The sequence below is a fragment of the Streptomyces sp. NPDC058092 genome (assembly GCF_042884935.1).
Lineage (GTDB): Bacteria > Actinomycetota > Actinomycetes > Streptomycetales > Streptomycetaceae > Streptomyces.
Genome location: NZ_JBHVSY010000043.1, coordinates 37,176 through 43,075 on the forward strand (window position 1 = coordinate 37,176; position 5,900 = coordinate 43,075).

The 5,900-nt window shown below is 68.6% G+C and carries 4 protein-coding genes; 2 read left to right on the forward strand and 2 right to left on the reverse strand.

All coding sequences use genetic code 11. The annotated features are described in order from the left end of the window. Positions 1 to 54: 54 nt before the first annotated feature. A complete protein-coding gene (locus tag ACFVV1_RS39065) occupies positions 55 to 1,512 on the reverse strand; it encodes an NCS2 family permease (RefSeq protein ID WP_389999908.1) in 1,458 nt (485 codons plus the stop codon). Between the two features lie 218 nt (positions 1,513 to 1,730). Between ACFVV1_RS39065 and ACFVV1_RS39070 the strand changes: the two genes are divergently transcribed. Both ACFVV1_RS39070 and ACFVV1_RS39075 read left to right on the forward strand, forming a co-directional pair. Then, on the forward strand, positions 1,731 to 2,051 hold the full coding sequence (locus ACFVV1_RS39070; protein WP_389999911.1) for a DUF2530 domain-containing protein: 321 nt from the start codon (positions 1,731 to 1,733) through the stop codon (positions 2,049 to 2,051). Between the two features lie 123 nt (positions 2,052 to 2,174). Continuing rightward, complete coding sequence (locus tag ACFVV1_RS39075; RefSeq protein ID WP_389999914.1) at positions 2,175 to 4,655, forward strand: HAD-IC family P-type ATPase; 2,481 nt, start codon at positions 2,175 to 2,177, stop codon at positions 4,653 to 4,655. Between the two features lie 99 nt (positions 4,656 to 4,754). Here ACFVV1_RS39075 and ACFVV1_RS39080 read toward each other — a convergent pair whose 3' ends face one another. Continuing rightward, a complete protein-coding gene (locus tag ACFVV1_RS39080; protein WP_389999917.1) occupies positions 4,755 to 5,630 on the reverse strand; it encodes a DUF5707 domain-containing protein in 876 nt (291 codons plus the stop codon). Positions 5,631 to 5,900 lie beyond the last annotated feature (270 nt).

A 5,900-nucleotide genomic window follows, 5' to 3' on the forward strand; every position in this document is an offset into this window, starting at 1 on the left:
AGGGCCGAAGAGGTCACGTGAGTCCCGGGACCGCGGGGATCAGGGGGGCAGCGGTCACGACGTGAGGCCGAGGGCCGGCATCGCGTAGTAGAAGACGAAGACCGCCGACACCACGTACATGGCCGCCGGCACCTCGCGCCAGCGCCCGGCCACGACCCGCAGCACGGAGAAGGCGATGAAGCCGATGCCGATGCCGTTGGTGATCGAGTACGTGAACGGCATCATCAGCATGGCCAGGAAGGCCGGGATGGCGAGCGTGTAGTCGCTCCAGTCGATGTCCCGCACCGAACCCGAGATGATCAGGAAGCCGACTGCCAGCAGCGCCGGGGTGGCCGCCTGCGACGGGACCATGGTCGCCAGCGGCGTCAGGAACAGCGCCACCGTGAACAGCAGACCCGTCACGATGCTCGCGAGGCCGGTACGGGCGCCCTCACCGACACCCGCCGTGGACTCCACGAAGCAGGTGCCCGCGGAGGCGGAGGTCGCACCGCCCGCGGCGACCGCGATGCCGTCGACGAACAGCACCTTGTTGATGCCGGGGAAGTTGCCGTCCTGGTCCGTCAGCTTCGCCTCGTCGCCGACACCGAGGATGGTGCCCATCGCGTCGAAGAAGCAGGACAGCAGCACGGTGAAGACGAACAGGACGCCGGTGAGCACACCGACCTTGTCGAAGCCGCCGAACAGACTTACTTTGCCGATCAGCCCGAAGTCCGGGGTGGCGACCGGGTTGCCCGGCCACTGCGGGACGGTCAGGCCCCACGCCTCGCCCGGCAGGTCGGCGATCGCGTCGATGATCAGCGCGACGACCGTCATCGCGACGATGGAGATCAGGATGGCGCCCGACACCTTGCGGACGAGCAGCGCGAGGGTGAGCAGCGCACCGATGACGAAGACGAGGACCGGCCAGCCGGTGAGGTGACCGTCGCTGCCGAGCTGGAGCGGCACGGTGGTGTGCGCGGCGTCCGGGATGCGGGAGACGAAGCCCGAGTCGACCAGGCCGATCAGCAGGATGAAGAGGCCGATACCGATCGCGATGCCCTTGCGGAGCGACTTCGGTACGGCGTGCATCACGCGTTCGCGCAACCCGGTCGCGACCAGCAGCATGACCACGATGCCCGCGAGGACGACCATGCCCATGGCGTCCGGCCAGCTCATCCTGGGGGCGAGCTGGAGCGCCACGACGGTGTTGACACCGAGGCCGGCGGCCAGCGCGATCGGCACATTGCCGATGACGCCCATCAGGAGTGTGGAGAACGCGGCGGTCAGCACGGTGGCGGTGACCAGCTGGCCACTGTCGAGCTGGTGCCCGTACATGTCCTTCGCGCTGCCGAGAATGATCGGGTTCAGCACGATGATGTACGCCATTGCGAAGAACGTGGCGAATCCGCCGCGGATCTCGCGTGCGACCGACGACCCCCGCTCGGAGATCTTGAAGAAGCGATCCAGGCCGTTGTGCGGCTGAGGGCCCGAGGACTGCGTGGAATCGACCGGAGCGGTGGCCGAGGGGGACATGTAGGACCTCAGTCGTACGTAGGGGGGTTAAAAGTGGTCAGCTTTGGACGTTCAGACGAATAATTCGAGACAGTCGCAAGCAGATTCAGTATGAATACATAAGGCGAAGATCGCTATCTCCGCGCGTAGACCCGTGGCCCGCCTGGGATGACGGCCTTTATGTATGCCGTCTTTACGGGGTACGGGAGGGGGCGCAGGGAGCCCCATACACTGAGGTCATGGCGAAGTGGACACCGAAGCACGAGGCACCCGAGCCCCTGGAGGGGCCCGTTGTCGCCACCATCACGGGCGGCACGATCCTCTGGTTCGTCCTCTTCCTGGTCCAGCTCCCGTTCTACGGCTGGTTCGACGACCACGGGCATGCGTGGTGGGTGTGGACCTGCCTGGCCGGTGCGGGACTCGGCCTGATCGGCATCTGGTACGTACGGGGACGGGACGCGGCGATCAAGCGGGCCGCGGCGGCCGCGGACGAGTCGGCCGGGGTTTCGGGCTCCGGCGCCGGGCGGGACGGCAAGGGAACCTCGGACGCCTCCGCGTAACGTGACGCGTCTCACCTGGGGCTCCGGGGCTCCGTACCCCCGTAGGACCATTCCCCTCCTCCGCCGGTCTGATCTTCGTACCCCCGGTGGGTGATTCGGACGTTCCCCCCGTACCGTCGAACCATGATGCAGCGGGCACCCCATTCCTCCGGCGAGCAGCCCCCCGGGGCTCCCGGTTCCGCCGACCGCCCCGGACCGGCCATGATCGATGCCGGGTCCGAGCTCGACCCGGTCCATCCCGTGAAGCTGCCGGCCCCGGTCGTGAACATCCGTGGGCTGACCGCTGCCGAGGTGGCCGAGCGGATCGCCCGGGGTGAGGTCAACGACGTACCCGTCCGCTCGTCGCGTTCCCTGAGCGAGATCGTCCGCGCCAACGTCTTCACCCGGTTCAACCTGATCATCGGCGTGCTCTGGCTGATCATGCTGTTCGTCGCGCCGATCCAGGACAGCCTCTTCGGCTTCGTGATCATCGCCAACACCGGCATCGGCATCGTCCAGGAATGGCGGGCCAAGAAGACCCTGGACGGCCTCGCGGTCATCGGCGAGGCGAAACCCACCGTGCGGCGCGACGGGGTCTCGGCCGAGATCTCCACCTCCGAGATCGTCCTCGGCGACCTCATCGAGCTGGGCCCGGGCGACAAGGTCGTCGTGGACGGCACGGTCGCCGAGGCCGACAGCCTGGAGATCGACGAGTCGCTGCTCACCGGCGAGGCGGACCCGGTACTGAAGCAGCCCGGCGACCTCGTCATGTCCGGCAGCTTCGTCGTCGCGGGCGGCGGCTCGTTCGCCGCCACCAAGGTCGGCCGCGAGGCCTACGCCGCGCAGCTCGCCGAGGAGGCGTCCCGCTTCACCCTCGTCCAGTCCGAGCTGCGCACCGGCATCTCCACCATCCTCAAGTACGTCACCTGGATGATGGTGCCGACCGCGATCGGCTTGATCATCAGCCAGTTCGTCGTCAACGGCAACGACATCAAGGGGTCGATCGCGCGGACCGTCGGCGGCATCGTCCCGATGGTCCCGGAAGGCCTGGTGCTGCTCACCTCGGTCGCCTTCGCGATCGGGGTCGTACGGCTCGCCCGCAAGCAGTGCCTGGTGCAGGAGCTCCCCGCCATCGAGGGCCTGGCCCGTGTGGACGTCGTCTGCCTGGACAAGACCGGAACCCTCACCGAGGGCGGCATGGACGTCACCGAGGTGCGGACGCTGGGCGGCGTCGACGACACGTACATACAGCGCGTGCTGGGCGCCCTCGGCGCGTCCGACCCCCGGCCCAACGCCAGCCTGCAGGCCATCGTCGACGCCTACCCGGACGGGGAGGAGTGGCGGTGCACGCAGTCGCTGCCGTTCTCCTCGGCCCGCAAGTACAGCGGCGCCGCGTTCGACGAGGGCGGCGGCCGGGCGTCGATCTGGCTGCTGGGCGCGCCCGACGTGCTGCTGCCCGAGCAGGACCCGGCACTCACCGAGATCGAGCAGCTCAACGAGCAGGGGCTGCGGGTGCTGCTGTTGGCCCGCGCGCAGGGCGAGCTCGAAGGGCCGGACGTCGCCGCCGGAGCCGTACCGAGCGCACTGGTCGTCCTGGAACAGCGGCTGCGGCCGGACGCCGGGGAGACGCTGGCCTACTTCGCCGACCAGCGGGTCGCCGCGAAGGTCATCTCCGGCGACAACGCGGTCTCCGTCGGCGCGGTCGCCGGAAAGCTCGGCCTGCCGGGCGCCGAGAACACCCTGGACGCGCGCCGACTGCCCGCCGACCCGGACGACATGGCCACGGCCATGGAGGAGAACGCGGTCTTCGGCCGGGTCACCCCGCAGCAGAAGCGGGACATGGTCGGCGCGCTCCAGTCCCGCGGTCACACCGTCGCGATGACCGGCGACGGCGTCAACGACGTGCTGGCGCTGAAGGACGCCGACATCGGCGTCGCCATGGGGTCGGGCTCCGAGGCGACCCGGGCCGTCGCCCAGATCGTGCTGCTCAACAACAGCTTCGCGACCCTGCCGTCCGTCGTCGCCGAGGGCCGCCGGGTGATCGGCAACATCACCCGGGTCGCCACCCTGTTCCTGACCAAGACCGTCTACTCGGTGCTGCTGGCGATCCTGGTGGTCTGCTTCCAGGTCGACTACCCGTTCCTGCCGCGCCATCTGACGCTGCTGTCGACGCTGACGATCGGCATCCCGGCGTTCTTCCTGGCCCTCGCCCCCAACACGGAACGGGCCCATCCGCACTTCGTGCGCCGCGTCATGCGGTACGCGATCCCGTCGGGCATCATCGCGGCCGTCGCCACCTTCGTGACGTACATGGTCGCCCGGCACTACTACTCCGGTACGGGTGCGCTGGACGCGGAGACCAGCGTGGCCACGCTCACGCTGTTCCTGATTTCGATGTGGGTCCTGGCGATCATCGCCCGTCCGTACACCTGGTGGCGGATCTGCCTGGTGGCGGCGATGGGGCTGGCGTTCCTGATTGTGCTGGTGGTGCCGTGGCTGCAGAACTTCTTCGCGCTGAAGCTGGTGGGAGCGGCGATGCCGTGGACCGCGGTGGGAATCGCGGTGGTGGCGGCGGCCGGCCTGGAGTTCGCCTGGCGGCTGGTCGGCCGCCGCTTCCCGGTGTAGCTCCCGGGACGCGAACGGGCCGTGCCCGGGAGGACGGGAGCCGTCCTCCCGGGCACGGCCCGGAGTGGTGCGCGGTGGTGCCTGTGTCGTACGGAGGAACTACCGCACGTCGACGAAGTCGCCCGCGGTCGTGACGGCCGGGGTGGTGGACGTACCGGCGAAGCTGTAACGCCAGTAGCCGTCGACCGACGCCTTGACGGTCGTCTTCAGGTTGCCCGTGCTGTTCGTCTTGATCGTCTTGATCGTGGTGTACGTGGAGCTGGTCTTCTTGCGGAACTGGAGCTTCACCGCCTGGACGGTGTAGCCGTGGTACTTGTGGTCCTCCCAGTTCGCCCGCGACAGCTTGCCGGTGACGGTGATCGTCCCGCCCTTCTTCACGGGCTCCGGAGCGGCGTTCACCGTCAGCTTCGACAGCCGCTGCACACGGGCGGTGCTGTAGGACTGGTTCTCGGCGGCGCTGGTCTCATCGCCGGAGAGCACGGCCACGGCGACCTTCCAGGTACCGGCCAGGGAGTTCTTGTACAGGTCGTAGCGCGGGTCGATCGTGAAGGTCAGCTTGCACGTGGAGGTCGTCGCGTTGACCTTGGTGCACTTGGCCACGTCCTCGTTCGGCACGAGCGCCCCGTCCACGGTGTCCGGGGAGGACAGGTCCTTGCCGTGCCACAGGGCGACGAAGGCGTCGGAGATGCCGGAGGGGTGCGAGGCGGTGATCGAGGCGGAGACCGTCTTGGAGGCGGTGGTGCCCAGGACGATGTCCTTGCCGCCGTTGACGACGACCTTGGAGATGACGGGCTCGGACGTGGCCGCCGCACGGGCGGCCTTCGACGCGCCCTGCGGGGCGATGTCGAAGATCTCGGCCGCCGACGTCGGGATGTTCGGCAGGTTCGCGGCGTCATCCGCGTGGGCGGCCGGGACGGCCAGAGCGGACAGGGCCAGGGCGCCGGAGACGGCGGCCACGGTGGCACGAATACGCATGTATTTCCCCAGTGGAGAAAGGGCCCCGCGAGTATGTGATGCGACCCGAGCGGGGCTCGTTCGGTCTGAGAGTCTGCTGACTCGACAGACCAGACCCGCCACACCTGTGAAGGGTTGTACGCCAAACTGGACTTCTTGCGAAGATCCCCCGCCCTTCGGGTGCCCATGGGCGCGCCGCCTCAGAGCCTGTCGGGTGGCTGATCATGCGTGATGCGTGACGGTCGTGATCTGCCTTCCGGGCATGACGACGGCCCCGGAATGATCACGTGG

Bases quoted from the DNA above. Each gene is read 5' to 3' on its own strand.
- ACFVV1_RS39075 (WP_389999914.1), top strand. From the start codon at position 2,175: ATGATGCAGCGGGCACCCCATTCCTCCGGCGAGCAGCCCCCCGGGGCT.
- ACFVV1_RS39065 (WP_389999908.1), bottom strand. From the start codon at position 1,512: ATGTCCCCCTCGGCCACCGCTCCGGTCGATTCCACGCAGTCCTCGGGC.
- ACFVV1_RS39080 (WP_389999917.1), bottom strand. From the start codon at position 5,630: ATGCGTATTCGTGCCACCGTGGCCGCCGTCTCCGGCGCCCTGGCCCTG.
- ACFVV1_RS39070 (WP_389999911.1), top strand. From the start codon at position 1,731: ATGGCGAAGTGGACACCGAAGCACGAGGCACCCGAGCCCCTGGAGGGG.